At 73.3% G+C, this 22,891-nt stretch carries 16 protein-coding genes; 4 read left to right on the forward strand and 12 right to left on the reverse strand.

What is annotated here, in order from left to right:
• Positions 1 to 7 precede the first annotated feature (7 nt).
• The 12 genes from ABTY61_RS06295 to ABTY61_RS06350 form a co-directional block, all read right to left on the reverse strand.
• Positions 8 to 1,966: a heparinase II/III family protein gene (locus tag ABTY61_RS06295; RefSeq protein ID WP_350503754.1), complete on the reverse strand. Its 1,959-nt coding sequence runs from the start codon at positions 1,964 to 1,966 to the stop codon at positions 8 to 10.
• A gap of 2 nt (positions 1,967 to 1,968) precedes the next feature.
• Positions 1,969 to 4,167 (reverse strand): bi-domain-containing oxidoreductase, encoded by a 2,199-nt coding sequence (locus ABTY61_RS06300; RefSeq protein WP_350503755.1) that lies wholly within the window; start codon positions 4,165 to 4,167, stop codon positions 1,969 to 1,971.
• 53 nt (positions 4,168 to 4,220) lie between these two features.
• The gene (gene asnB, locus ABTY61_RS06305; protein ID WP_350503756.1) at positions 4,221 to 6,140 is read right to left on the reverse strand and encodes an asparagine synthase (glutamine-hydrolyzing); all 1,920 of its coding nucleotides are present in this window, start codon (positions 6,138 to 6,140) and stop codon (positions 4,221 to 4,223) included.
• Positions 6,141 to 6,143: 3 nt separating this feature from the next.
• A complete protein-coding gene (locus tag ABTY61_RS06310) occupies positions 6,144 to 7,679 on the reverse strand; it encodes a Wzz/FepE/Etk N-terminal domain-containing protein (RefSeq protein WP_350503757.1) in 1,536 nt (511 codons plus the stop codon).
• Complete coding sequence (locus tag ABTY61_RS06315; RefSeq protein ID WP_350503758.1) at positions 7,676 to 9,070, reverse strand: Wzz/FepE/Etk N-terminal domain-containing protein; 1,395 nt, start codon at positions 9,068 to 9,070, stop codon at positions 7,676 to 7,678. Before ABTY61_RS06315 ends, ABTY61_RS06310 begins: the two co-directional genes overlap by 4 nt.
• Positions 9,067 to 10,347 carry a glycosyltransferase family 4 protein gene (locus ABTY61_RS06320; protein ID WP_350503759.1) on the reverse strand — a complete coding sequence of 427 codons (1,281 nt, stop codon included), beginning with the start codon at positions 10,345 to 10,347 and terminating at the stop codon, positions 9,067 to 9,069. The genes ABTY61_RS06315 and ABTY61_RS06320 overlap by 4 nt, the downstream gene beginning before the upstream one ends.
• On the reverse strand, positions 10,337 to 11,653 hold the full coding sequence (locus ABTY61_RS06325) for a nucleotide sugar dehydrogenase (RefSeq protein ID WP_350503760.1): 1,317 nt from the start codon (positions 11,651 to 11,653) through the stop codon (positions 10,337 to 10,339). The genes ABTY61_RS06320 and ABTY61_RS06325 overlap by 11 nt, the downstream gene beginning before the upstream one ends.
• A gap of 79 nt (positions 11,654 to 11,732) precedes the next feature.
• Positions 11,733 to 13,160, reverse strand: coding sequence for a sugar transferase (locus ABTY61_RS06330; protein WP_350503761.1), 1,428 nt, complete (start codon positions 13,158 to 13,160; stop codon positions 11,733 to 11,735).
• A 961-nt stretch (positions 13,161 to 14,121) separates the two neighbouring features.
• Complete coding sequence (locus ABTY61_RS06335; protein ID WP_350503762.1) at positions 14,122 to 14,871, reverse strand: hypothetical protein; 750 nt, start codon at positions 14,869 to 14,871, stop codon at positions 14,122 to 14,124.
• Between the two features lie 117 nt (positions 14,872 to 14,988).
• Positions 14,989 to 15,576 (reverse strand): cysteine dioxygenase family protein, encoded by a 588-nt coding sequence (locus tag ABTY61_RS06340; protein WP_350503763.1) that lies wholly within the window; start codon positions 15,574 to 15,576, stop codon positions 14,989 to 14,991.
• Positions 15,577 to 15,578: 2 nt separating this feature from the next.
• Positions 15,579 to 17,306 (reverse strand): monocarboxylic acid transporter, encoded by a 1,728-nt coding sequence (locus ABTY61_RS06345; protein ID WP_350503764.1) that lies wholly within the window; start codon positions 17,304 to 17,306, stop codon positions 15,579 to 15,581.
• The gene (locus ABTY61_RS06350; protein ID WP_350503765.1) at positions 17,303 to 17,665 is read right to left on the reverse strand and encodes a DUF485 domain-containing protein; all 363 of its coding nucleotides are present in this window, start codon (positions 17,663 to 17,665) and stop codon (positions 17,303 to 17,305) included. The genes ABTY61_RS06345 and ABTY61_RS06350 overlap by 4 nt, the downstream gene beginning before the upstream one ends.
• A 429-nt stretch (positions 17,666 to 18,094) precedes the next feature.
• On the opposite strand from ABTY61_RS06350, the gene ABTY61_RS06355 reads away from it, so the two are divergent.
• The 4 genes from ABTY61_RS06355 (at position 18,095) to ABTY61_RS06370 (ending at position 22,836) form a co-directional block, all read left to right on the forward strand.
• Positions 18,095 to 19,969 carry an alpha/beta hydrolase family protein gene (locus tag ABTY61_RS06355; RefSeq protein ID WP_350503766.1) on the forward strand — a complete coding sequence of 625 codons (1,875 nt, stop codon included), beginning with the start codon at positions 18,095 to 18,097 and terminating at the stop codon, positions 19,967 to 19,969.
• Positions 19,966 to 20,127: a hypothetical protein gene (locus tag ABTY61_RS06360; protein ID WP_350503767.1), complete on the forward strand. Its 162-nt coding sequence runs from the start codon at positions 19,966 to 19,968 to the stop codon at positions 20,125 to 20,127. The genes ABTY61_RS06355 and ABTY61_RS06360 overlap by 4 nt, the downstream gene beginning before the upstream one ends.
• An 89-nt stretch (positions 20,128 to 20,216) precedes the next feature.
• Entirely contained in the window at positions 20,217 to 22,145 is a 1,929-nt protein-coding gene (locus ABTY61_RS06365) for a RiPP maturation radical SAM C-methyltransferase (RefSeq protein ID WP_350503768.1), read from the forward strand.
• Positions 22,126 to 22,836 (forward strand): DUF5825 family protein, encoded by a 711-nt coding sequence (locus ABTY61_RS06370; protein ID WP_350503769.1) that lies wholly within the window; start codon positions 22,126 to 22,128, stop codon positions 22,834 to 22,836. Before ABTY61_RS06365 ends, ABTY61_RS06370 begins: the two co-directional genes overlap by 20 nt.
• Positions 22,837 to 22,891: the final 55 nt, after the last annotated feature.

A 22,891-nucleotide genomic window follows, 5' to 3' on the forward strand; every position in this document is an offset into this window, starting at 1 on the left:
GCACGGACTAGCCCCGGAACCCGAGGACGGTGGTGAACTCCCGCCCGCCGTCGGCGGAGCCGCTGCCGATCAGCGTGGTGGCGGGTTCCTTGCGGCCGAAGCCGGCCGAGTACCAGCCCAGCGGCGGCCCGGTCTCGCCGCGGTGCGCCCGCCAGTTCAGCTCCCCGGGCAGGTCGAGCACCGCGGAGCGGTCCTCGCCGTCCCTGGTCCAGGTCAGCACGGCCCGGTGGCCGGTCAGCTCGGCGGTGACCGCCGGGCCGAGGTGGAAGGCCAGCCGGACGGCCCGGTGCGGGCCGCGCACCTGGTCGACGATCCGCAACTCCCGGCTCGCGGAGGCCAGTTCCACCCGGCGGCGGTGCACCGCATCCTGGTAGCCGTCGTGTTCGGCGCACCAGCGGGCCACCGCCGGGTCGGAGGTGTCCGCGACCAGGACGCGGGTGCGGGCGTGCCTGGTCCACAGGAACGGGCCGCCGGAGAGGGACTGGTCGCCGCCGTCCAGCTCCAGGGTGTTGTGGCCCAGGGTCGAGCGGAAGTACCGCCGCCACTCGGGCTGCCCGTGGTAGCAGTACGTCCCCGGGTCGGCGAGCACGTCGACCCCCTCGTACCGGACCTCCACGGACAGCGCGTCGGCGTGGCCGTGCGCGGCGATGGACAGGAACCCGTGCGGGCCGCCGTCGCAGCGGCACCAGATCTCCCCCCGTCCGTCCTGCCCCGGTCCGCGCAGCACGGTCATGCCCGCGTCCGGGAAGTGCACCGGCCGGGCCGCCGGGCGGGTCACCGTGCCGTCCTTGGCGTACGGGCGGAGCAGCGCGGCCAGCAGCGGGGTGCGCACATCGGTGCCGGCCACCGCCGGCCACCAGGCGAGCCGGCCGAACACGGCGTCCCCGGTGGCCAGCAGCGAGCCCCAGCGGTCGGTGCCCGCGCCGTCCAGGACCAGGCCGTGACCGTCGTCCGCGTCGCCCTGGCGGGGCGGGCGCAGCCGCTCGTCCACCACGGCCGCGAGCGCGTCGGTCATCCGCAGCAGGACCAGCCGGACGGTCCCGGGGACGGGCACGGCCGCGGCGTCCGCCTCGGCCAGCGCGGCCAGGCCGAGTTCCAGGACCAACCCGTGGTACTCGGTGGCCAGCTCGCGGTTGAGGCCGGACAGGAAGGTGTTGGCGCGCAGCTGCCGCTCCAGCGAGCGCAGCGCGTCGGCGCGCCAGCGCTCCGAGGCGGGGAACCAGTCGAACGCGCAGGCCGCGGCGAACTGCCCGGCGGTCTCGGCGATCACGTGGTTGTTCGCCGAGGAGCCCCGGCTGGGGAAGGCGGCCAGCCAGCGCTGGTGGTGCCGGATCTGCTCCAGCGCCACCGGGTTGCCCTCGAACAGCCCGGCCGCGCCCGGCCAGCCGTCGAGCAGCCGGCGGATCCACACCCAGGACAGCAGCCGGATGCCCAGCTCGATGCCGCTGATCCAGTGCACGCCGCGCAGCGGGGGGTTGGCCTCCCACCAGGACCGCAGGTGCTCGGCCACCCGCTCGGCGTACCGCTCGTCGCCGGTGAGCGCGTACGCGGCGGCGAGCACGGTCAGGTACTGGTGCCGGGAGGGCTCCCAGATCTGCTTGATGTCCCCGACCGCGTCCTCGTTCCGGTACGGCACGTCGAAGGCGTAGCCGTCCGGGGCCCGGCGGCCGGTCTTCGGGTCGAGCCACCAGTCCGGGGCGGCCAGGTCGTGGCGCTCCACCCCGAAGAACTCGGCGTGGCCGTCCATCAGCCGGTCGGCCTCGGCGACCAGGCGCTTCGCGGCGTCCGCCGGGACGGCGGCGAGCGCCCCGGCGGGCAGCACGGCGGTGAACCGGGCGCCGGTCACCACCGGGCCGGGCGGCGGCGCCGAGCGCCACCGCCGACGGCGCAGCGCGTCGGCCGCCCGTCCGCCGACCTCCTGCGGTCCCATCCGGGACAGCCGTCGCAGGTACCAGCCCGGACTCATGGTCACAGCGACCTCGCCAGGGTGACCGGCGCGCCGCCGACCAGGGCGGCCTGCACGGCGAGGGTGGCCGCCGTGGTGGCGACCAGCGACTCCAGCGGCACCGGCATCGGACCGCCGGTCCGCACCGCCTTGATGAAGGAGGCCAGTTCGACGGACTGGCCCTTGTCCCGGGCCTTGGGCAGCCGGGAGCTGACCCACCGCTTGCCCCCGTACACCGAGGCGCGGACGAAGTCGTCGAGCTTGAGCACCTTGCCGTCCGCGACCAGGTCCAGCGTCTCCTTGGGGAAGCTCGACGCACCCGTGGTGACGTAGCTGAGGGTGGCGGTGGAGCCGTCCGGGTAGCGCAGCACGATCTGCAGGTCCTCGTTGCCGGCCGGGGCGACGGCGTACACCGAGACCGGGTCGGCGCCCAGCAGCCAGCTCGCGGTGTCGATGAAGTGCCCGCCCTCACCGGCGAACCGCGAGCCCTCGGTGCCCTGTTGGAGGTACCAGCTGCCGTGCTGCAGCCGGCCCGCGTTGACCAGGTAGCGCAGGCTGGCCGGGCCGCTCCGGGTGCCGAAGCGGCCCTTGGCCTCCCGCAGCAGCGGCGCGAACCGGCGGTTGAAGCCCACCTGGAGGCGGTCGTTGCCGGACTCCTCCACCGCCGCGAGCACGCCCGCCAGTTCGTCCTCGGTGAGGGCCAGCGGCTTCTCCACGAACACCGCCTTGCCGGCCAGCAGGGCCCGCTTGGTGAGTTCGGCGTGCGAGCTGTGCCGGGTGACCACGAACACCGCGTCGACGGAGTCGTCGCCGAGCACGGCGTCCAGGTCGGTGGTCGCCCGTTCGAAGCCGAACTTGCGCTGGGCGTTGGCCGCGGACAGCGCCGTGGTGGTGACGACCGTGGACAGGGCGACGCCCTCGCGCTGGGCCAGGTGCGGCAGCAGCATCGACGAGGCGTAGTTCCCGGCGCCGACGAACGCCAGCCGCACCGGCGTCCCGGCGGGCCGGACCGGGCCGGTGGCCCGGGAGGCGGCCTTGGCACCGGACGGCACGGCGGGCACCGTCAGCGTCGGGGCCTGCGCCGTCCGCTCCGGCTCGGCCCCGGCGTACCGGAACAGCACCGCCACGGCCTTCAACTCGCCCTCCTTCAGGCGCCGGTAGGTCTCCACGGCGTCGTCGAAGTCGGCGATGTGGGAGATCAGCGGCGCCACGTCGACCCGGCCGCGGGCGGCGAGGTCGAGGAAGCAGGCCAGGTTGCGGCGCTCGGTCCAGCGCACGTAGCCGATGGGGTAGTCCCGGCCCGCCAGCTCGTACTCCGGGTCGTAGCGCCCGGGGCCGTACGAGCGGGAGAACCGGACGTCCAGCTCCTTCTCGTAGTAGGCGTTCCAGGGCAGGTCCAGACGGCACTTGCCGATGTCCACCACCCGGCCGCGGTCCCGGCTCAACTGCGCGGCCAGCTCGACGGGTTGGTTGCTGCCGCCGCCGGCCGCCAGGTACACCTGGTCCACGCCGTGGCCGTCGGTCAGCTCGGCGACGGCGGTCTCCACCACCGCGGACCCGGGGTCGCCGCAGGCCACCGCGCCCAGCTGTTCGGCCAGTTCGCAGCGCACCGGGTCGGGGTCGGCCCCGACCACCCGGACGCCCGCGGCGGTCAGCAGCTGCACCACCAGCTGGCCGATCAGCCCGAGCCCGATCACCAGCGCCACCTCGCCGAGCTGCGGCTCGCCCTGGCGCACGCCCTGGAGGGCGATCGACCCGACGGTGCCGAAGGCCGCGTGCTGCGGCGCGAGGCCCTCCGGCACCGGGGTGTAGAGGTTCTTCGGCACCCAGTTCAACTCGGCGTGCAGGGCGTGCTCGTTGCCGGCGCAGGCCACCAGGTCGCCGACCTTGACGTCGTCGACCCCGGCACCGACCTGCTCGACCACCCCGCACAGCGAGTAGCCCAGCGGAGTGTACGAGTCCAGCTTGCCCATCACCTTGCGGTAGGTGGCGGGCAGCCCGTTGGTGGCCACGCTCTGCATCACCTTGGCCACCTGGTCCGGACGCGAGCGGGCCTTGCCCACCATCGACATCCCGGCCTCGGACACCTTCATCATCTCGGTCCCGGTGGAGATCAGCGAGAAGGCGCTGCGCACCAGCACCCCGCCCGGCTTGCACCCCGGCACCGGCACGTCGAGCACCGACAGTTCGCCGCTCTTGTAGTTCTGCACAACCTGTTTCACCGGAAGTCCCCTTGCTTCTGAGCTTCTTAGCCGTTCAGTGAGCGCCGAGCAGTTCAGTGGGCGGCGGTGCCGGAGATCGCGCCGCGGTACCAGTACTCCAGGGTCAGCACGTGCCACAGGTGCTTGGAGAAGTCCTGCTGTCCGGCGGCGTCCTCGGCGGCCAGCCGGGCCAGCGCGTCGCGGCGCAGGAACCCGGAGCGCACCAGCTCGCCGTCATTGATCACCTCGCGCACCAGCGGGGCCAGGTCCCGGCTCATCCAGGCCCGCAGCGGCGCGCTGAACAGGCCCTTGGGCCGGTACACGATCTCCCGGGGCAGGACCGAGGTGGCCGCCTCCTTGAGCACGGCCTTGCCCTGGCGTCCGACGATCTTGCGGTCGCCGGGCACCGTGAACGCGGCCTTGACCACCTCGACGTCCACGTAGGGCACCCGCACCTCAGTCGACGCGGCCATGCTGGAGCGGTCCGTGTAGGCGAGGTTGAGGCCCGGCAGGAACATCCGGGCGTCGCCCAGGCACATCCGGTTGACGAAGTCGTCGAGGTCGTTGTCCTGGTAGACGTCCGCGTGCTCGTCCAGTACGTCCTGGACCGTCCCGGCGAGGTCCGGGTCGACCAGGTCGAGCAGTTCCGCCCGGTCGTACATCGTGTAGCTGCGCCGGAACGCCGTCTCCTCCGGCAGGTCGGCGAAGGAGAGGAAGCGCTTGGCGAACCGGACCGAGCGCAGCCCCCGGTTGGCGGTGGCCACCGGCAGCCGGTCCACCGCGGCGGACAGGCCGCGGCGCAGCGGCCGCGGGACGCGCTGGTAGCGCAGTGCCAGCTGGTTGGCCAGGTGCTTGCGGTAGCCGGCGAACAGCTCGTCGGCGCCCATCCCGGAGAGCATCACCTTGACCCCGGCCTCCCGGGCGGCCGAGCAGATCAGGAAGGTGTTGATCGCGGCCGGGTCGCCGATCGGCTCGTCCAGGTGGTACGTCATCCGCGGCAGCAGGTCCAGCACGTCCGGGGCGATCTCGATCTCGTGCAGGTCGACGCCGAACCGCTCGGCGACCTGCCGGGCGTAGCGCAGGTCGTCCGGCATCGCCTCGAACTTGGCGTCCTCGGCGCGGAAGCCGATGGTGTAGGCGGAGATCCCGGGGTGGTCGCGGGCCGCCAGCGCGGTCAGGTAGCTGGAGTCCAGGCCGCCGGAGAGGAAGGTCGCCACCGGGACGTCGGAGAGCAGGTGACGCCGCGTCGACTCCTCGACGATGGCGGCGAGGTCCGGCAGCTCGCCGGCCCGGGCCCGCTCCCGGCCCTCGGCGGCGACCTCCCGCAGGTGCCAGTACCGGCCGCGCTCCACCCGGCCGTCGGGCCGGCAGCGCAGCCAGCTGCCCGGCGGCAGCTTCTCGGCCTCGCGGTACGCGCACCGGGAGTCCGGCACCCAGTAGTACAGCAGCGAGGCGACCATCGCCGCGTGGTCCACCTCCAGCGACCCGCCGGTGGCGGCGGCCAGCGCCTTGAGCTCGGAGGCGAACACCAGGCCCTCGCCGCGCCGGATCAGGAACAGCGGCTTGATGCCGAGCTGGTCGCGGGCGAGCACCAGCTCGCCGGTCCGCTCGTCGAAGACCCCGAACGCGAACATGCCGCGCAGCCGGGGCAGGCAGTCGGTGCCCCAGCGCCGCCAGGCCTCCAGCAGCACCTCGCTGTCGGAGGTGCCGCGGAAGCGCACCCCGGCGGCGGCCAGTTCGGCGCGCAGCTCGGGGGCGTTGTACAGCTCCCCGTTGTAGGTCAGGACCAGGCCGTCCTTGGCCATCGGCTGGGCGCCGGTCTCCGACAGGTCGACGATGGCCAGCCGGCGGTGCCCCAGGTGCACCTCGCCGTCGCCGAGGGGGTGGCTGTACCGGCCGGCCCCGTCCGGGCCCCGGTGGGCGAGGGTGTCGGTGAGCAGGTCGGTGACGGCCTTCCCCTCCGGCCACCGGTACGTTCCCGCGATGCCGCACATGTCCTACCTCGCCTCCTGGTCGATGTCCGGGACCGGTGCGGTCCAGATCGGAAGTCGTTCGGTCCGTCGTCGGCCCAGCCGGATCAGCCGGGCGGGTCGTTCATCGCGGTCGGGGGGCGCGGCGGGCGGCCCGTCCCAGCGGGTGCCGTCGGTCCGGTCGCGCGGATCGGGGTCGATCAGCACCACGCCGAGCACCGGGATGCGCTGCTCGGCGAGTTGCCGGGCCACGGTGTGCAGCCAGGCGGCGCTGCCGGCCCCGGCCCGGACGACCAGCACCGTCCGGGTGCCGAGGTGGCGCAGGTCGGTCCAGGCCGTGCCGGGTGCCACCGAGCCGACGCCGATCCGGCGCTCCTGCGGCGGGGTCACGGCCTCGGCGTGCTCGCCGCGGACCACGGTCGGCTTCCCCGGCTCGGCGCCGCGCTCGGCGAGCTGCGGTCCGGGCAGCCCGTCGACCACGACCGCCGGCCCGCCCTCCTCGGCCAGGACCCGGGCGAGGTCCAGGGCGATCGCGCCGGTGCTGTGCGCGCAGCCCAGTTCGAGCAGCGACACCGCTTCCGCGGAGCCGCGCACGGTACGGGCCAGGGTCGCGGTGACCCTCGCCCGGGCCGCTTTGGTCCGGCGGAGCTGCCAACGGCCGAGCGAGCGCCGGGGCACCCGGTTCAGCTCCGCGATGACGGAGGCGCCGAGGCCGGCCGCGATCTCCCGGCGCAGCACCGGGCGGTCCGCCACCACCGCGCCGACCGCGGCCACGGCGATCCCGAGGAACAGCCCGAGGACGAGCCCGATCCCGGCGTCGGTGGCGGCGGTCTTGGCCAGGGACTGCTTCACCGCGTGCGGGGCGTCGACGATCTGGGTGCCGGTCACCAGCCGGGGCGCGCCGACCTTGGCCTCGGCGGCACGCTGGCTGAAGTCGTTGATGCGCGCGGTGAGTTCGTCCCGGGTGGCGTAGAGCGACACCAGGTTCGCCGCGCCCTTCGCCACGCTCTGCGGCGTGGCGTTGCCGATCTGCTGGTTGACCTGGTCGAGCTCCTGCCGCATCCGGTCGCGCTGGTCGAGCAGGGCCTTGGACTCGGCGTCGGCGGCGTCCTGGAGCCGCTTCACGTGGTCCGCGACGAAGGCCTCGGCCAGCGCCTTGGCGCGGGCCTGGGCCTCGGCGTCGCTGTGGCCGGTCACGGTGATCTCCAGGAGGTTGTTGGTCAGGCCGGCCCCGGCGTACTCCTTCATGAAGTCCTCCGGTTTCTCCGCGGACCCGAGGGCCTGCAGGGCCTTGGCGGCGATCCCGGTGGTCTGGAGCAGGGCGGCGTCGGTGCGGATCAGCGTGCCGGGGTCGTTGGGCTGGTCCGCCGCGTGGGCGACCAGCACCTTGGCCGTCGCGCTGGGCGGTGCCGGCCGCAGGACCGCCAGCGCCGCGCCGGCCAGCAGGCCGAGCAGCGCCAGGGTGCACCAGAGGCGGCGGCGCCTGCGCACCGCGACCACCAGCGCGTGGAGGTCCAGCAGTGGAGCGGCCGTCGACGACTCCCCCGTGGTACTCGTCGTCACCCCGGATCTCTCCTCGCCTCGTCACCCTCACCGGTTGCGGCCCCGGAGGCGACGGCGCCCGCGAGCGCCGGCTCGGCGGCGCCCGGACGGCGCCCGCCGGAGCGCTTCGGACGGTCCTGGACCAGGCCCGCCACCACGACGCCCAGGAGCTCGTGCTCGGCGTCCGCGCACGCCCCCGCCAGGTCGGCCAGCTCCCCCGCCGTCCAGCTGCCCGCGCTGAGCACGACCAGCGCGCCGGACTCCGCGTCCCGGTCCGGCAGCAGCGGCCGGGACACCGGCACCCCCACCACCCGCAGCCGCGGATCACTGCCCGCCTCGACGGCGAGCTGGTCCGCGGCCCGGCGGGCCGCTTCGTCGCCCTCCGGGACGACCACCAACAGCCCGCGGGGGGCCGGCAGTTGCTCCCGGATCCGGGAGCACACCCGGCGGTAGCGGAGCTGCCGGCCGGCCTCGTCGCCGGAGGCGTGCGGGGTCGGCAGGTCCCACCGGACGTCGGTGCCCAGCAGTCGGCGGATCCAGCCCCGCGGGCCACGGGCCGTCGGGCGGCTCCGGGACCGCCCGCCGGGGACGTCGACGGTGCCGAGCAGCTCCGAGCCCAGCGCCGCGGCGATCTCCGGTTCGGTGCGCAGCCGACGGCTCATCCGCGCCGCCGTGAGGTGGCCGATGACGCCGAGCAGGAGGAACACCAGCGCCCCGGCGGCGACGAGCTGGGTCCTGGTCGGCGGCGCCTGGCCGGTCGGACGGGCCGCCGCGCCCATGACGACCATGTTGGCCTTGTTGGCGGCCGGGTCGACCTGGTCCAGCTTCTTGACGGCTTCCTGCAGCGCGGTGCGCAGCTTCTCCAGCTCGGTGCGGAGCTGCACGTTCTCCACCGTCTGCCCCGGCCCGACCGCGTTGGCCAGGTCGGTGATCCGCTGGCTGGTCTGGATCACCAGTTGGCGCAGCTGGTCGGGCTGCGCCGACCCGGGGTCGGAGCCGTCGCCCGCCATCCGCCCGGCGAAGGCGACGAACTGCTTGGCCAGCTGGTCGGCGAGCTGCTGGGCGCGCTCCGGGGTCTCGGCGGTGCCCGAGAGCTTGATGATGTTCCCGTCCGCGGCGCTCGCGCCGACCCGGTCCTGCAGCTTGACGCCGTTCACCCCGCTCCAGTTGAGCGCGGCGGCCGTGCGGTCGACCACCACCGAACTGGTCGCGATCTCCGCCTGGGTCATCAGTTCGCGCTCCTGCCACACCCCCGGCAGCAGCACCGATGCCGAGGTGGTGTAACTCGGCGGGAACAGCAGGGAGCTGCCGTAGCCGACGAGCGCACCCACCGCGGCGAGGACGGCGAGCAGCCGCCACCGCCGGCGGAGGATCCGGCCGATCGTGACCAGGCGAATCGTGTCCTCGTTCAACGGCGCTGCCTTCTCCCCGCCCTGCGCCGGGCACCCCCGGACGCGCGAGCGCCGTCCCCGCAGGCCGCCGCGTAGGCGGCGAGCAGCGAGCGCTGGGAGTTGCGCCAGGCGAGCGGCCCGTTGATCCGCTCCTGGCCGAGCTTGCCCATCAGGGCCCGCTTCTCCGGGTCGTCCATCAGCAGCGCGACCAGCCGGGCGAACTCGGACTCGTCGTCGGCGGGCGCGTAGAGCGCCGCGTCACCGGCGGAGACCCGTGCCTCCCGCAGGTCGAAGGAGACGATCGGCTTGCCCATCACCATGTACTCGAGGACCTTGTTCATGGTCGACACGTCGTTGAGCGGGTTGCGCGGGTCCGGGGAGAGGCAGACGTCCGCGCTGGACAGGTAGCGCACCAGGTCGGCGTCCGGCACCCGCCCGGTGAACTCCACCTGCTCGGAGAGGCCGAGCTGCCGGGACAGCTCCACCATCGCGTCGAAGGTGTCGCCGCCGCCGACGAACACGGCGTGCCAGTCGTCCCGCCCCTGCTCGTCGCGCAGCTTCGCCAGCGCCCGCAGGGCGTAGTCGACGCCGTCCTGCGGGCCCATCACCCCGAGGTAGCAGAGCAGATGGGGCTTGCCGCGCTTCAACTCCGGCTCGGGCGGCACCGGTTGGAACCGGTCGGTGTCGGGCGCGCTGCGCACCACGAAGACCGACTCCGGCCGCTTGCCGCCGCGGCGCAGCGCGACGTCCCGGTAGCTCTCGTTGGTGGACAGCACCACGTCCGCGGCCCGGTAGGTCATCCGTTCCAGCGCGCAGACGCCGCGGTAGAGCAGGTCCTCGCCGCGGTCGAAGCGGGACAGGTACAGCTCGGGCACCAGGTCGTGCTGGTCGAAGACGAACCGCGCGCCGCGCCGTTTCAGCCACAGGGCGGGCAGGAACAGCAGGTCGGGCGGGTTGCAGGCGTGCACGACGTCGACCGGGCCGACCTTGCGGGCCAGCCGGGCGGTGTGCCAGAGCGCGGTCCCGTACTCCTGGAGGTAGCCGGCCGGCCCGCCGGTGGCCGCCCGCAGGGGGTAGCGGTGGATCCGCACCCCGTCGATCACCGCCTCGGGCTCGGTGTCCCGCTTGGTCCCCTGCGGGCAGATGACGTCCACCGTCCAGCCCGCGTCCCGCAGCGTGGTGCACTCCTGCCAGACCCGCCGGTCGAACGGCACCGACAGGTTCTCCACCAGGATCAGCGCGCGACGGCCCCGGCCGTCCGCGCTGACCGCGTCCTCGAACGATGCGTCACCAGGCAAGGCCCGCGTACCCCCGCTCGGTCCGGCGCGCCTCGGCGTCGGGAAGGCGGACGAGGTCGACGATCACCGCTCCGTCGCCGTGCGGCAGGGCCGAGAGCACGGCCTCGTCCTTCGTCCCGACCACGCACACCTCGGCGTGCTCCAGGACCTCGTCGACGGACGGCACCAGCAGCTGCGCGAGGTGCGGCAGCCTGGTCTCGATGTACTCCCGGTTCGCGCCGAGCAACCGGGACAGGTGCACGTTGGGGTCGTAGATCCGCAGGTCGTAGCCCTTGCCGAAGAGCCGCTCGGCGAGCTCGACGAGCGGGCTCTCCCGGAGGTCGTCGGTGCCGGGCTTGAAGGACAGGCCGAACAGGCCCACCCGGCGCTTGCCGGTGCGCTCGACCAGCTCGACCGCGCGCTGGAGGTGGTCGGCGTTGGACGGCAGCACGTGGGAGAGGATCGGCACCGAGACGTCGGCCCGGCGGGCCGCGTGGACCAGGCTGCGCAGGTCCTTGGGCAGGCAGGAGCCGCCGAAGGCGAAGCCGGGCCGCAGGTAGGCGGGGCTGATGTTGAGCTTGCGGTCGGCCAGGAACACGTCGATCACCTGGTGCGAGTCCACGCCGAGGGCCTGGCAGACCGCGCCCAGCTCATTCGCGAAGCCGATCTTGAGGCCGTGGAAGGCGTTGTCCGCGTACTTGATCGCCTCGGCCACCGGGACGGGCACCCGGAACACCTCGCCCGGCAGGCCCCCGTACAGCGCCGCGACCACGTCGCCGCTCGCCGCGTCGAGCTCGCCGATCACCGTCTTGGGCGGGTCGAAGAAGTCCCGCACGCTGGTGCCCTCGCGCAGGAACTCCGGGTTGACCGCGACCCCGACGTCCACCCCGGCGGTGCCGCCGAGGTGCTTCTCCAGGATCGGCACCAGCAGGTCGAGGCAGGTGCCCGGGAGCATGGTGCTGCGGAACACGACGGTGTGCCGCCCGCCCTTCTCGGCCGCCGCCGCACCGATCTGCTCGGTGACCCGCTCCAGATAGGTGGTGCACAGGCTGCCGTTGGGCTCCGAGGGCGTGCCCACGCAGACCAGCGACACGTCGCTGCCCAGGACCGCCGCGCGGACGTCAGCCGTGGCGCGCAGCGCTCCGGACGACACCACCTCGGCGATCAGCTCGCCGATCCGCTCCTCGACCACCGGGGCCTTGCCCTCGTTGACCAGGTCGACCTTCACCTGGTTGACGTCCACGCCGATGACCTCGTGACCGAGGCTGGCCAGGCACGCGGCCGACACGCAGCCCACGTAGCCGAGCCCCAGGACGCTGACCCTCATGACCCGTTCCTCCCCTCGGGCCGGCCCTTGCGGCCGCCCGTCCGCGCGTCGATGGGACGACGCCCCCCAGCAATGGCCATCAGTACGCCCCCTGCCCCTGGAGCACCGCACGCAGCGTCTTCCAGAGGATCACCGCGTCCAGCGCGAGCGACCAGTCCTCCACGTACCGGAGGTCCAGCCGGACCGCCTCCTCCCACGGCAGGTCGCTGCGCCCGCTGATCTGCCACAGGCCGGTGAGCCCGGGCTTGACGAGCAGTCGCCGGCGGATGTCCGGGCCATAGGCGGCGGACTCCTCCGGCAGCGGCGGCCGCGGACCGACCAGCGACATCGAGCCGGCCAGCACGTTGAGCAGTTGCGGCAGCTCGTCCAGCGAGTACCGCCGCAGCACTCCGCCGACCCTGGTCACCCGGGGGTCCCGGCGGAGCTTGAACAGCAGGCCGGCGCCCTCGTTGCGGTCGGCCAGCCCGGCCTTGGCCCGGTCCGCCCCGGCCACCATGGTGCGGAACTTGACCAGGGTGAACCCGCGGCCGTCCTTGCCGACCCTGTGCTGCCGGTAGAACACCCCGCCGCGGCTGTCCAGCGCGACGAGCAGCCCGACGCACAGCATCAGCGGCGAGAACAGCACCAGCAACAGCGCCGCGCCCAGCCGGTCGACGACCGCCTTGACCGCCCGGGGAGCGCCGGTGAAAGCCGGCATGCTGACCCGCAGCATCGGGATCCCGAGCACCGCGTCGACGTGCAGCCGCGGTCCGGCCACCTCCATCAGCACCGGCGCCACGACCATCTCGGCGTCGCCGCCCTCGAGGTTCCAGGCCAGCCGTTGCAGGCGGTCCGGCGACCAGTGCGGGTCCGGCGTGATCGCGACCACGCGGTAGCCGTCCCGGCGCACGTGGTTGGCGACGTCCGTCAGCCGACCGACCACCGGCACGCCGTCCAGCCGGTCACCGTTCGGCCCCAGCGCGTACGGCGTGCACACCGCCTCCACCCGCCAGCCCAGGTGCGGGAACTTGCGGGTCCGGGCGATCAGGTCGCGCACGGTGGCCGGGCTCCCGGCGGCGAGCACCGGGCGCAGGCACCGCCCCTGGTTGCGCTGCTTGTGCAGCCACAGCCGCAGCAGGTAGCGCTCGGTCATGGTGACCATCGTGATCGCCGGAATCGCGACGAAGATCCAGAGCCTGATGTTGTGCGAGGAGAGGGCGATCCCGCCGAGCGCCAGGACCACGGCCGCCGTGAACAGCGAACGGCCGAGTCGGCGGAATTCCTCCGCCCCCTGGCCGAGAACCGCCGGTGCCCAGGCCCGGGTCGTCGCCAGCGCGCCGAGCACCAGCAGTTCGGTGCCGAAGGCGAGAATTCCCCATTTCTCGTGCCAGTTGGCCGCGTCCCGGACCCCGAAGAATCCCCCGATGGCCGCCACCACGAAGGCGGTGGCCACGGTATCGCTGACCATCACCGTACGGCGGTACTGCTGCTCCCAGTCGATCTCGGACCGGCTGAATTTCCCGCCCATCGGGCGGCGCACCCGCGCCGACGGAAACGGGCCGACTAATTCTCCCTCCTCCTTCTTCTGCTCAACAGCCCCCGCCCCTGCCAGGTCGTCAGTGGGTTCGACGTGCTCGCTCCACACGGTTCCTCCCCCCGGAAGGCGGCTGCCTCCCGCACCTGATTCCTCCCCTCGGGAGGTCATGCCTCCCGCGCCGCACTGTTCCTACCCGCACACGGCAGCACCCCCAGGAAATGGCGAACCGGCCATTCCCGTACTGCGTGAACATCCCACCGGGCACCGACGGACCCTGACGTCCGGCCGGATTCCCGAAGTGCGCGGAAAAACGTCGACGGTTGCTCTCCACACCCAGAACTTCAGCACGGGTGCCGAGATTTCGGACACCCCACTCCTACCGCCGGAAATCGCGATTACCGGCAGTGCGCAAGGATGGATCGGTAGATCGTCATGTGTCGCCCCTCGCGCCGACGGTGCGGCGCGAAAATCAATGTAGAGCATCGGAGGGGCCCGATGAGGGGGATGTGTGAAACACGTGCTCGAGATTTGAAACCGGGCCCACCGGACGGTGCCCTCCCGGGGGCCGCCCAGGGGCCGGGACCCGTGGCCTGAGCTGCGGGAACGCCCGTCCTCCGGGCCCCCGGAGGGACCGCCTCCGCCCAGTATCCCCGGCCGAGCGGCTGCGAGGAAGCCGTAGGTCTCGGCCACCGACACTTCCGGACTTCCGACCGAAACCCCGGGCGCGGCCCTCCGGGTTCGGGCATGCTGAGGGGGGCCAACCAGCTGTCACAGCAAGGGGGCTGACGATAAGTCACGCCGAGCGACCGGCCACGCGGCCGAACCGCCGCACCCTGCTCACCACGGCCGCCGATCCGGCCCGCTGGGGCCCGCGCGACGTGTTCCGGCACGCCCTGTCGGCCCAACTCCCGGACAGGCGCCAGGATCCGGCTGGATCCCGCCCCTCCCCCGGTCATGCGATCGGCGGGTGCTGCCCCAGGTAGCGCAGACCCTGCTTGAGATGGGCCCGCGGGTTGGTGGTGAGGTGACGGGCCCACCCGGGCTTGGCCTCGCCGCGCCGGTGGGCGTAGCAGGCCAGCGCGTAGCCGAGCATCCGCTCGGTCAGGTAGCCGAGCCGGGAGTACGACCAACCCCGGTCGTTCCGGCTGAAGTTGAAGGCGGAGTTGGCGGTGAAGACGCCGAGGCCGAAATGCACCGTCAGCAGGTCGGTGAGCGGTTCGTGGTCGCGCCGGTCCCGGGGGATCCGCTGCTCGTCGAGGAGCCGGACGTGGCCGAGTTCATGGGCGGCGGTGGCGACCAGGGCGACCGGGCGGGCGGCCTGGCGCCGGGTGACGGCGATCACCGGGCGCCCGTTCTCCCGCCGGTAGTGCCCGGCGGCGGAGCGGGAGCTGTGGTTGAGGCGGAGGCCGTCGACCATGGCCTGTTCGCCGTCGTCCGGCTCGATCTCGACGGTCAGGCGGTCGGGCGCCACCTCCAGGTAGCCGCAGAGCCGGGCGATCACGGCCCGGATGGACTCCTCGTCGCCCCGGTAGGGCTCCGGGAAGAACTCGGCGGTCGGCAGGACCGGGGCGCGCTCCAGCACACCGAGGCCGAACTCGGCCGCCAGCCAGGCCATCGACTCCTCGATCCAGACCCGTTCCTGCGGCCCGACCGGACACTTCGGCGGGAACAGCGCCATCACACCCCCTGTGATCGAGGACATGATGCACCACGGACGGACGGACGGACGAACGGACGGACGGACGGACTGCGACGCGCGCCGACGGATCGTCGGCGCGCGTCGCAGGTCAGGCGTCGGAGGCAAGGGGTCGGGTGTCGGTCAGGGGGCCAGGGCCTCCGGGCTCCGCCGGCTCACCGGGCGGGCGCCGTCCGGCGGGCGGTCCACGACCTCCTGTCCGAAGATCCGGTTGATCGAGGTGCCCGCGTTCAGCGAGATGTCCGCGCCGTAGACGTGCAGGGAGACCGCGCGTCCGGTGCCGCCGTTCGACACCCGGTGGATGTCCTCGTCGGGCGGGACCAGGAGCTGCACCCGGCCGGCCGAACAGGTCGTCCGGGCGACCGGTGCCAGCACCTTGCGGCCGGACTTGGGGAGCCGCCACAGCCGGTACGACTCGTCCACCTCGACGCCCTCCACCACCCCCGACACGCACCAGGCGATGTGGTCGTGGATCGGGGTGAACTGCCCGGGCAGCCAGGTCAGGGCCACCACGGAGTGGGTGCGCCCGGCGTACAGCAGCCGCTGCGCGTAGCCCTCGGTGTCACCGGCGCACAGGTCGCCGGGGACGATCAGCCCGGCGCGCAGGTACTTGCGCAGGGTGTCCGCGGTGAGTTGGGCGGTCAGGACGTCGGCGGCGGCGTAGCGCGCAAGGTCGGCGAGGAACTCGTCGAGGTTGGAGCCGGTCGCCATGTCTACCTCCCCACCCCGGTGAGCGCGCGGACTTCCAGCTCCTCGAAGCCGCGCCGCTCCGCCTCCTCGTCGCGACGCCGGCGGCCGCCGGCCAGCGAGCCGAGGACGGCGGCCGCGAACCCGATCGGGATCGAGAGCACGCCCGGGTTCTGCAGCGGGACGGGCGCGGTGGCGGTGCAGGAGATCAGCGCCGTGGCGTTGCCGACCTGCTTGCTGGCCGCGTCCACCCCGCAGTCCTTCGCCTGGGCGGCCGTCAGCTTCACGGCGGGGACGGTGCTGCTCGCGCCGCCCCAGCAGATCGGCGAGAGCAGCACCAGGCCGATCGAGGCGACCAGGCCCGCGTAGATGCCGCACTTGGCGCCGAAGGTGGTGAAGCGCTTCCAGAACAGGGTCAGCAGGATCGCCGGCAGGTTGGCCGAGGCCGCGATGGCGAAGGCCAGGGCCACCAGGAACGCCACGTTGAGGTCCCGGGCGAAGATCGACAGGGCGACCGCGACCGCGCCGATGACCACCGCCGCGATCTTCGCCGTGACCAGCTCCTGCCGCTCGGTGGCCCGGCCCTTGCGGATGACGCTGGCGTACAGGTCATGGGCGAACGAGGACGAGGAGGTCAGGGTGAGCCCGGCGACGACCGCCAGGATGGTGGCGAACGCCACCGCCGCGATGAAGGCGAGCATCAGGGAGCCCCCGGTAGTGCCCGCACCCCCGCCCAGGTGCTCGGCCAGCAGGGTGGCGGCGGTGTTGCCGGACGGGTCCTTCGCCTTGATCGTCGCCGTGCCGACCAGCGCGGCCGCGCCGAAGCCGAGCACCAGGGTCATCAGGTAGAAGACCCCGATGATGCCGATCGCCCAGTTCACCGACTTCCGCGCGTCCCGGCCGGTGGGGACGGTGTAGAAGCGCACCAGCACGTGCGGCAGCGCCGCGGTGCCCAGCACCAGGGCGACGCCCAGACTGACCAGGTCGAGCTTCGACCAGCCGTCCGTCGCCCCGTACTTGAGGCCGGGCTGGAGGAAGGCGTCACCCTTCTTCGACGCCGAGGCGGCGTCCCCGAGCAGGTGGCTGAGGTCGAAGCCGTACTTCGCCAGCACCCACACGGTCATCACGGCCGCGCCGGCGATCAGCAGCACCGCCTTGACGATCTGCACCCAGGTGGTGCCCTTCATCCCGCCGACCACGACGTAGACGATCATCAGGGCGCCGACCCCGAGGATGGTCCAGATCTGCGCGGCGGCGCCCTTGACGTCGAGCAGCTGCCCGACGATCGTCGCCGCGCCGACCATCTGCGCGATCAGGTAGAAGATCGACACCACGATGGTCGACACCCCGGCGGCGGTCCGCATCGGCCCGCTGCGCAGCCGCGCCGCCAGCACGTCGGCCATGGTGAACCGCCCGGTGTTGCGCAGCAGTTCGGCCACCATCAGCAGCGCGACCAGCCAGGCGACCAGGAAGCCGATGGAGTACAGGAAGCCGTCGTAGCCGGAGAGCGCGATGATCCCCGCGATGCCCAGGAAGGACGCCGCGGACAGGTAGTCGCCCGAGATCGCGATCCCGTTCTGCAGCGCGGAGAACTGGCCGCCGCCGGTGTAGAAGCCGCCGGTGCCCCGGGTGCTGCGGCGCGCCCAGAGGGTGATGACCAGGGTCACCGCCACCAGAGCGACGAACAGGCCGATGGTCAGGCCCTGGTGCGAGGCCGACTTCGCCGCCGCGGCGGCCGAAAGGTGCTGTCTCATGCCTGGCTCCCCGTCAGCTCCTGCTCGCCGCCCGACCGGGCGGCCGCCTCTTCGCGCAGTGCCCCGGCCAGCGGGTCCAGCCGTCGGGCGGCGAACCGGCCGTAGGCCAGGGCGATGCCGAAGGTCGAGACGAACTGCAGCAGTCCGAAGACCAGCGCCACGTTGATGTTCCCGACGACCTTGGTCGCCATGAAGCCGCGGGCGTAGGCCGAGCAGAGGACGTACGTCAGGAACCAGAGCAGGAACGCCGCCGTCACCGGGAACACGAACCTGCGGTAGCTGGCGCGCAACTCGGTGAAGCGCGGATCGTCGCCGATCCAGGGGGTGTCACCGCGCGACGGTGCGGCCGGGTCGATCATGGGAATCCTTCTGAGCGGTACGGAACTTGCCGAACGCCCCGACCGTAGGACCCCCCGGTAGACGAGCGATCAACGCGCGTCCAGCAGTGCCGTCGGCCCACGTCCACCCGGCGTCCACCGGCGTCGGCCCCGGACAGGCCCTGGGCGAGCGCACCGCCAACCGCAGCCGCTCGCCGCCAACCGCAGCCGCTCGCCGCCACCCGCAGCCGCTCGCCGCCGCGCGCGGACGGCCGTCGGCATTCATCTCAGCTGTCTTTCGGCCATCTGTGCGAAAGGTCTGTTCGCGGCCGCGACGCCCTCCTAGAGTGGCCGCGATCCTCCACAAGTGACCTTTTCTTCACGTGGATTCACCGGACCTTCACTCCGACCGACCGGCCCGGGATGCTCAGCACGGTCTGTTCCCACCATCGAGCCGAAAGGGCCGGGCCCATGACGCAGTCGTTCCAGTCCCCCGGCTTCGCCGCGCTGGCGGGCGACCGCGCGGTCGAGACGCGACTCGTCGAGGAGCGCTGGCAGGCGGTGGCCTGGGACCTCGGGACGGGTCGGCGCCGGGTGGTCACCGACCTGCCGGAGGGCGTTCACCTGAGCGAGATCGAGCCGGACGGCGACGCCATCTGGTGGTTCGACGCCGACGGCGCCGGGCAGGGCCGGTGGTGGCGGGAGCCCTTCGAGGGCGGCACGGGCGGCACGGCGCTGCGCGGCGTGCCGCGCGGGCGGGCCTACGGCGTCGCCTTCGACCGGACCGGCGCGCTCGCCGCGGTGGCCGTCGGCGTCGACGACGCCTCGCACTGCTACGTCGGCCCGCCCGCGGGCGGGGCGCGGCTGGTCGGTTCGGCGCCGGGCTACCTGAGCCTGGCCGACCTGTCGCCGGACGGTCGGCTGCTCGCCCTCGGCGGGCGCCCCGACGGGGACGACGCGGTGGTCCTGTGGCCGACGGACGCCCGGGCGGACGGTGCGGTTCAGCTCGCCGGCGGCCGGCGGCTCCGGCTCTGGCCGATCGAGTTCAATCCGCTCGCGCTGCTCGAACCGGAACTGCTCCTGGTGGTCGAGGAGGACGAGCGGTACACGGTCGCGACCTGGCGGCCGGACACGGGCCTGCGAAGACACCCCCGGCTGTCGTTCGGCTCGGAGATCTCGACCGGCTGGTACCGGGGGCCGCGCGAGGTGCTGATCCAGCACGAGCGGGCCGGGCGGAGCCGGCTCCTCCTCGCCGACCTCGACCCCCCGACGGAACAGGGTCCGCGGGAACAGGGGACGCCGGAACAGGGGACGCCGGAACAGGGATCGGCGGAACAAGCCCCGCCCACCCGGGAAATCCCTACGCCCGGCGGCACGATCCACGACCTGTCCTGCGCCCCGGACGGCACCCTGCACTGCGTCTGGAGCCGGGAGTCGACACCGCCCCGCCCACTGCTCCTGCGCCCCGGCACGGCCGAGGCGGACGACCCCGAACCGGACCGGGGCGACACCTCCCGCAGTCGGCGCTGGACCGCCCGGCCGTACGGGCGGATCCACAGCTTCGTCAGCACCCCGGCCGGCGACGGCCCGTGGCCGACCCTCTTCCTGGTCCACGGCGGCCCCGCCACCCACGACCGGGACTCCTTCGACCCGCGGGTGAACGCCCTGGTGCGCCACGGCTACGCGGTGGTGCGCACCAACTACCGCGGCTCCACCGGCTACGGCGCCGGCTGGCAGCACGAGTACGGCCACCGGGTCGGGCTGGCCCAGATCGAGGACCTGGCCGCCGTCCGCGCGGAGCTGGTCGCCGACGGTACGGCGCTCGCGGAGCGCACCGGGCTCTGCGGATTCTCGTGGGGCGGCTACCTGACCCTGCTGGCGATGGGCGCGCAGCCGGAGCTGTGGTCGCTCGGCATGGCCGCCCAGCCGATCGCGGACTACCCCGCCGCCTACCGCACCACCACCCCCGCACTGCGCGAGGTCGACCGGCAGCTCTTCGGCGGAACCCCGGACGAGGTCCCCGAGCGCTACCGCGCGGCCGACCCGCGATCGTACGTGCACCAGGTCCGCTCGCCCGTCCTGCTGGTCGCCTCGCGGACCGACGAGCGCTGCCCACCCGACCAGGTCGCCCGGTACGCCGCGGACCTGCGCCGGCTGGCGCTGCCGCACGAGCTGCTCTGGGTGGACGGCGGACACTACAGCCGCCGGACCGCCGACCACCGATCGGTGCTGGCCGCGATGGTCCGCTTCGCCGGGCACGCCTGGCCGGCACCGCTCCCCCGGTCGCCCCGGGGCGATCGCCCCGGGGTTCCCGCCGATCCGATGGAAGGAGGTGAACAGCCATGAAGCGACGCAGCATTCAGAACGACCCGATCAGCACCCCGGAGCGTGACCGGGGCGCCGTGGTGGTCCAGAACTTCACACTCGACATCACCAAGGCCGCAGCGGTCGCGCCCGCCCTGAAGGGGCAGGCGAAGCCGAAGCCGGAGCCCAAGGGCAAGTGACCCACCGTCGCCCCGGGGCGCCCGCGGTGCCCCGGGGCGACACCCCACCGACCGCCAGTGACCATCAACGACCGACAGAAGTGGCCACCATGCGTATCGTCCTCCTCCACATGCCGTGGGGCGCGATCGACGTACCGTCGCTGGCGCTCGGGATCCTGCACACGGCCGCCGCACGGGCCGGCCACCGGGTCGAAGTGCGGTACGCCAACCTGGACTTCGTGGACTGGGCGGCCGGGAACGCGGACTTCGGCGCGGACGACTACCAGTACTTCGCCGAGAAGTCCTACTTCCAGGGCGCGGGCGACTGGGCGTTCGCCGGAGCCCTGTACGGCGACGACGGCGACGGCGACGACGGCGACGGCGATCACGGCAGTGCCGACGACGCCGACTTCGCAGGCTACTTCGAGTACCTCACCGCGAACGGCGCGAGCGAGCGGGAGATCGCGCTGACCCGGGCCGTCCGCACCATCGCCCCCGCCTTCATCGCCCGGCTGGTCGAGGAACTCGCCGCCGATCCACCGGACTTGGTCGGCTTCACCACCACCTTCCAGCAGAACACCGCCAGCCTCGCCGCCGCCAGACTGCTCAAGCAGCGGTGCCCGCAGGTCCGCACGGTGTTCGGCGGCGCGAACTGCGACGGCCCGCAAGGCGCCGCACTGCACCGCAACTTCTCCTTCCTGGACTACGTGGTGCGCGGGGAGGCCGAGGCCGCCTTCCCGGCGCTCCTGGCGGGCGGCGACCTCTCGGCGATCCCCGGACTGTGCTGGCGTGACGACTCCGGCACCTCGACGGCCAACGCGATGGCGAGGCGTCCGCTGCCGCCCGCCGCGATCCTGAGGCCCCGCTACGACGGCTTCTTCGAGCGGCTCGACGCCTCCGTCGCGGCCGGCTGGGTCGATCCCAAGCTGGTCCTGGAAGGCTCCCGGGGCTGCTGGTGGGGCGAAAAGCACCACTGCACCTTCTGCGGGCTCAACGGGTCCTCGATGGAGTTCCGCTCCAAGCCGCCGGCGGACTTCCTCGCCGAGCTGCTCGCGCTCGTCGAGCGCCACCAGTTGCTCGACGTCTACGTGGTCGACAACATCCTGGACATGGGCTACTTCGACACCGTCCTGAAGTCGCTCGCCGAACTCCCGGTCGACCTGCGGCTGCACTTCGAGATCAAGGCCAACCTGCGCCGCCACCAGTTCCAGCTGCTCGGCGACTCGGGCGCGGCCCAGGTGCAGCCGGGCATCGAGAGCCTGAGCAGCCGGGTCCTGCGGATCATGGACAAGGGAGTGACGGGCTGCCAGAACGTCCGTGCGCTCCGGGACGCGCAGAGCGCCGGGGTCTCGGTGACCTGGAACTACCTCTACGGCTTCCCCGGCGAGCAGCCGGCCGACTACGAGTCGGTGATCCGCCAACTGCCCGTGCTGCACCACCTGGACCCGCCGACCGGAGCGGGACGGATCGCGATCGAGCGGTTCAGCCCGTACTTCGACCGCCCCGAGCTGGGCTTCGCGATCACCCGGCCGGCCTTCCAGTACCGCGCGACCTACCGCCTGCCGGAGAGCGAACTCGCCGAGCTGGCCTACGTGTTCACCGCGCCGCCGCGCGGGATCGACGGCGGCCTCGCGGAGCGGCTGAGCGCGGCGGTGGACACCTGGCTCGAGCGGTTCCCCGACAGCCGGCTCAGCTACCGGGACGCCGGCGGACGGATCACGCTGGTCAACACCCGCCCCGGGTACGACTGGCGGGCGGTCGAGCTGGCCGATCCGGTGGAGCTCGCCGTCTTCCGGCTGCTGGCCCAGCCCCGCTCGGCCGCCGCGCTGGCCGCCAAGACCCCCGGCGGCGCGGCGGCGGTCGAGCCGGTGCTGGAGCGCTTCACCGCGCTGGGCCTGCTGTTCCACGACGGGGACAGCTTCCTCCAGGTCGCCGTCGAGTCCGACAACCAGGTGCTGATGCGGATGCGGCACCGGCACGGCCCCACCGCCGTCAGCCCGCGCGCCGAGGAGGTGCTCGATGCGGTCACGACCGGCTGACCCGATGCCGTCCCGACCGGCCGAACGGACCGACGGCCACGGCGGTGCCGCCGCCTGGCGCGCGGCCGCCCCGGAGGCCGAGCTCTGGCTCGACTACGACCCCGCGGTACGGGACTTGCCGGGCTTCGCGCTCGGCCGCCGCACCCTGTCCGGCCCGGCACGGGCGGAGGTCACCGAGCTGCACGGGGCCGGGGTGCGCTGCCTGCGGCTGACCCGGCCGGTGCGGCTCTGCGCGGACGCGCCGGCCGCCTCCGCGCGGGCGCTGATGCTGCTGCGCGAGGCCACCGGACAGGGCCTGGCCGTGCTCTGGGAGGCGGTCTGCACGGACGGCTGCGCGGCGCGGCGCCGGTTCCACCACCTCTACCCGCCCGAGCAGTTGACCGGCGCCCCGCAGGACGTCGCCGACGACTGGCGTGCCGCGTACTTCCCGAGCAAGTGCGTCTTCCGACGCGGCCCCGGCTTCGTCGAGGTGCGCGACCGCCGGTTCGGGAGCCTGGAGCTGTTCACCATCGACGAGCCGGACCACCTGGCCCAGGTGGAGGCACTGGCCGAGGGCGTCGAGGTCGGCCTGTTGCCGGACGCCGTCCACCGGGACTTCGCCGAGGCCGGACTGATCGCCGAGCAGGCCGGCCGAGTCTGGTTCCTGCCCATGCGGGTGCGCCGCTGGCCCTTCCCGTCGCTGACGGTCTAGCCGTACAGCTGTGCAGCTGTGCAGCTGTGCAGCTGTGCAGCCGCGAGAGTTTCGA

Source organism: Kitasatospora sp. NPDC096128 (genome assembly GCF_040303105.1).
Classification (GTDB): domain Bacteria; phylum Actinomycetota; class Actinomycetes; order Streptomycetales; family Streptomycetaceae; genus Kitasatospora.

What these genes read in the sequence shown, in the direction of transcription:
- ABTY61_RS06350 (WP_350503765.1), bottom strand. Translation starts at nt 17,665, where the DNA reads ATGATCGACCCGGCCGCACCGTCGCGCGGTGACACCCCCTGGATCGGC.
- ABTY61_RS06355 (WP_350503766.1), top strand. Translation starts at nt 18,095, where the DNA reads ATGACGCAGTCGTTCCAGTCCCCCGGCTTCGCCGCGCTGGCGGGCGAC.
- ABTY61_RS06330 (WP_350503761.1), bottom strand. Translation starts at nt 13,160, where the DNA reads ATGGGCGGGAAATTCAGCCGGTCCGAGATCGACTGGGAGCAGCAGTAC.
- ABTY61_RS06345 (WP_350503764.1), bottom strand. Translation starts at nt 17,306, where the DNA reads ATGAGACAGCACCTTTCGGCCGCCGCGGCGGCGAAGTCGGCCTCGCAC.
- ABTY61_RS06370 (WP_350503769.1), top strand. Translation starts at nt 22,126, where the DNA reads ATGCGGTCACGACCGGCTGACCCGATGCCGTCCCGACCGGCCGAACGG.
- ABTY61_RS06360 (WP_350503767.1), top strand. Translation starts at nt 19,966, where the DNA reads ATGAAGCGACGCAGCATTCAGAACGACCCGATCAGCACCCCGGAGCGT.
- ABTY61_RS06295 (WP_350503754.1), bottom strand. Translation starts at nt 1,966, where the DNA reads ATGAGTCCGGGCTGGTACCTGCGACGGCTGTCCCGGATGGGACCGCAG.
- asnB (WP_350503756.1), bottom strand. Translation starts at nt 6,140, where the DNA reads ATGTGCGGCATCGCGGGAACGTACCGGTGGCCGGAGGGGAAGGCCGTC.
- ABTY61_RS06325 (WP_350503760.1), bottom strand. Translation starts at nt 11,653, where the DNA reads ATGAGGGTCAGCGTCCTGGGGCTCGGCTACGTGGGCTGCGTGTCGGCC.
- ABTY61_RS06340 (WP_350503763.1), bottom strand. Translation starts at nt 15,576, where the DNA reads ATGGCGACCGGCTCCAACCTCGACGAGTTCCTCGCCGACCTTGCGCGC.
- ABTY61_RS06365 (WP_350503768.1), top strand. Translation starts at nt 20,217, where the DNA reads ATGCGTATCGTCCTCCTCCACATGCCGTGGGGCGCGATCGACGTACCG.
- ABTY61_RS06335 (WP_350503762.1), bottom strand. Translation starts at nt 14,871, where the DNA reads ATGTCCTCGATCACAGGGGGTGTGATGGCGCTGTTCCCGCCGAAGTGT.